Source organism: Chryseobacterium sp. VD8 (assembly GCF_037149975.1).
In the GTDB taxonomy this organism is placed as follows: Bacteria; Bacteroidota; Bacteroidia; order Flavobacteriales; family Weeksellaceae; genus Chryseobacterium; species Chryseobacterium indicum.
This window is the reverse complement of the sequence record NZ_JBBCQL010000343.1, coordinates 1-3132: the sequence shown is the minus strand read 5'-3', so window position 1 is coordinate 3132 and position 3132 is coordinate 1. Positions and strand designations below refer to the sequence as shown.

General features: G+C 31.3%; 1 protein-coding gene and 1 pseudogene. Both read left to right on the top strand.

The features are described 5' to 3' along the window. Window positions 1-1075, top strand: a pseudogene (locus WFK35_RS21760) (excinuclease ABC subunit UvrA); the annotation flags it as partial. Between the two features lie 89 nt (window positions 1076-1164). Continuing rightward, the coding region (locus WFK35_RS21755) for an NACHT domain-containing protein (protein WP_336734648.1) at window positions 1165-3132 on the top strand (1968 nt) is incomplete at its 3' end.

Sequence of the window (3132 nt, the reverse complement as noted above, 5' to 3'; positions counted from 1 at the left end):
AAAAGCAGATACTATTACGGCACAATATATTAACGGAAAAAGAAAGATCGAAGTTCCTGCGGAAAGACGTAAAGGAAACGGAAAAAATATTGTTTTAAAAGGAGCAAGCGGAAATAACCTGAAAAACGTAACGCTGGATATTCCTCTGGGAAAACTGGTCGTGGTTTCGGGGATTTCGGGAAGCGGAAAATCGTCGCTTATCAACGGAACATTGTATCCGATTTTAAATAAACATTTTTACAGAGCGGTTCAGGAACCTTTGCCGTACAAAAAAATAGACGGTCTTGAACACATCGATAAAATTGTAGATGTAGACCAGACTCCGATCGGAAGAACGCCGCGCTCGAATCCTGCAACCTACACCGGAATGTTTACCGACATCCGAAATCTGTTTGCCGAATTGCCGGAAAGCAAGATCCGAGGTTACAAGCCTGGAAGATTTTCTTTCAATGTAAAAGGCGGAAGATGCGAAACTTGTCAGGGAGGCGGTTTGAAAGTGATTGAAATGAACTTTTTGCCGGATGTATACGTTCATTGTGAAACCTGCAACGGAAAGCGTTTCAACAGGGAAACCCTTGAAGTGCGCTACAAAGGAAAATCGATTTCCGATGTGCTAGATATGACGATTGATGAAGCGGTGGAATTTTTCCAGCCGATTCCGAAGATTTTTGCGAAGGTGAAAACGCTGCAGGATGTCGGTTTAGGTTATATTACGTTGGGACAGCAGTCGACCACACTTTCGGGAGGAGAAGCGCAGCGTATTAAATTAGCCACAGAACTGGCAAAAAGACAGACCGGAAACACGTTATATATTCTCGACGAACCCACAACAGGACTGCATTTTGAAGATGTGAAAATCTTAATGGATGCGATTAACCAGTTGGTGGAATTGGGAAATTCTTTCATCATCATCGAACATAATATGGATGTGATCAAGTTAGCCGATCATATCATCGACGTTGGTCCTGAAGGCGGAAAACACGGCGGACAGATCGTTGCGCAGGGAACACCTGAGGAAATTGTGAAGTCGAAGAAGAGTCTGACGGGGAAGTTTTTGAAGAGGGAACTGGAGTAATTGATAATCAATTTAATTATATAAAGGAATTTGTGAATGCAGATTCCTTTTTTTATTTTTATGGAAAGTATAATAATTGTAATCATAAGATGAAGGAATTGGATAGTCTTGATATTAGTAAATTCACTACAAGCAAGAAGATAAAAGAATATAAACATGAGGAGCGCTTTATAAGAACAGGTACAGATTATGATTCAGAATCCAGAATTTTCTGGTTAAAAGAAGACAAAGAACAGGGAGTAAAATTAAAAGATATTCTTATTAGTAAAGGAAACATTGTATTATTAGGAAATCCGGGAATAGGAAAAACTAAAGAATTAGAAAATCTTTTTAATAATTTATGGCTTGAAAAGAAAAATACAGAGTTAATTCCATTTTTCTTATACATAAAGAATTTTAGAAGTAATGACAATATTGATAAACTGATAAAATATAAAGAATGGGAAAACTTAGATAAGATTTGTTTTATTATTGATGGATTAGATGAGATTCCAGATATTCAAGATTTTATCTCAGAATTAGAACTATTTTTAGAAAGACATGATGATCGAAATATAAAAGTAGTTATAAGCTGTAGAACAAATATATATGAAAAGTATTTGGTAAAGATTGAGGGTTTTGAATACTTTTATTTAGAGAATTTGAGAGATAAACAAATAGCAAGTATTTTAAAAAATAATTTCAATATTGATATTTCTTATAGCGACTTAAATAGGTATAGAGTTTTTTTAGAAAACCCATTTAATCTAAGTTTATTCGGAAAGTTTTACATGAAAAATAATAGATTTCCGAATAATATTGCTGAAGCATTCGAATTATCTATAAATCAGGAATTACAGCTTTTGAATAAAGAAAAATTTATTAAAAGTGATCAGATCGATTTAATACATATTTCCAAAACACTGCAAAAAATAGCAATTACAAATGAACTGATGCAGAAAAATGGCATTGAAGAAATGGATTTGTACCGATTGTTAGGTAAAAAAGAAAAATATATTATTGAAAAAATCTCTTTTATTGAAAAAAATCCTGAATCAACAAGCTTTACTTTTAGGCATAAAAACTATCAGGAATTTATCGCTGCACAATACATTGCTGAATTAAATACGGATCAAATTATTGATTTTATAAAAATTGAAAAGGTTAATAAAACTAAACCAGCCTTATTTAATACAATAAGTTTTCTACTTAACATTTTAGATGAGCCAAAATTTAAAACTATCAAAGATTGGTTATTAAATAATGAACCTGAAATATTATTTCTCACCGAAAAAGATAGGCTTAATCCATATACACAAAAAGAAATTTTCGAAAAATATTTTACTGATATAACACTTGAAAAGACATTTTGGTTAGGGAGAAATCGTAGGTTTCCAATGAATAAGTTAGCAGAGTTTGCAGATGTTGAATTTCTTTTAGATACAATTGTTAAAAAAGAGCATTTTAGAGCTGTTTATTCTGCTATTGACTTACTAAGTTATGTGGACGAAAGTGAAAAGGAAGGAGATCTAAAAAAAATAATTATTGATTTAATCTTTGAAAACCGTGAATATAGAAATGATGCTTTAAGATGTTTTAAAGATCGCGATTATCACATAAAAGACAAACATTTATTTGAAAATATTGTAGATTTTTTTAAGGATGATTTTGATCCAGATGTAAATCATCAAATAGTAATGATGCTATCTGATTTCGAAAACGTTGATGATAATTTCCCAATATTGAAGAATTGTCTTTTCAAACTTTATGAAATCTCTTCTGAAAGGATAAAAGATAATTCTATAAGAGGGACATCTTGGATTCTAGAAAAAATGACATTGAGAATAAAGAAAAAAGAAAATTTTCTAACATTTTTGAAAATTTTATTTGATCAAAATTTTGATTTAAACTTTAGTGATTTTCATGGTAAGGATTTTCAAGATAGTTTAATTGAAAAAATAGTAGAAATCATAAAGAGTGATGAAAAATTTCTATTTGATTTGGTAGACTATATCTTAGTTAAAGATAGTCATATATTTTATAGAGATAATTTGTTTGTAAAATTGATTGTCGAGGGC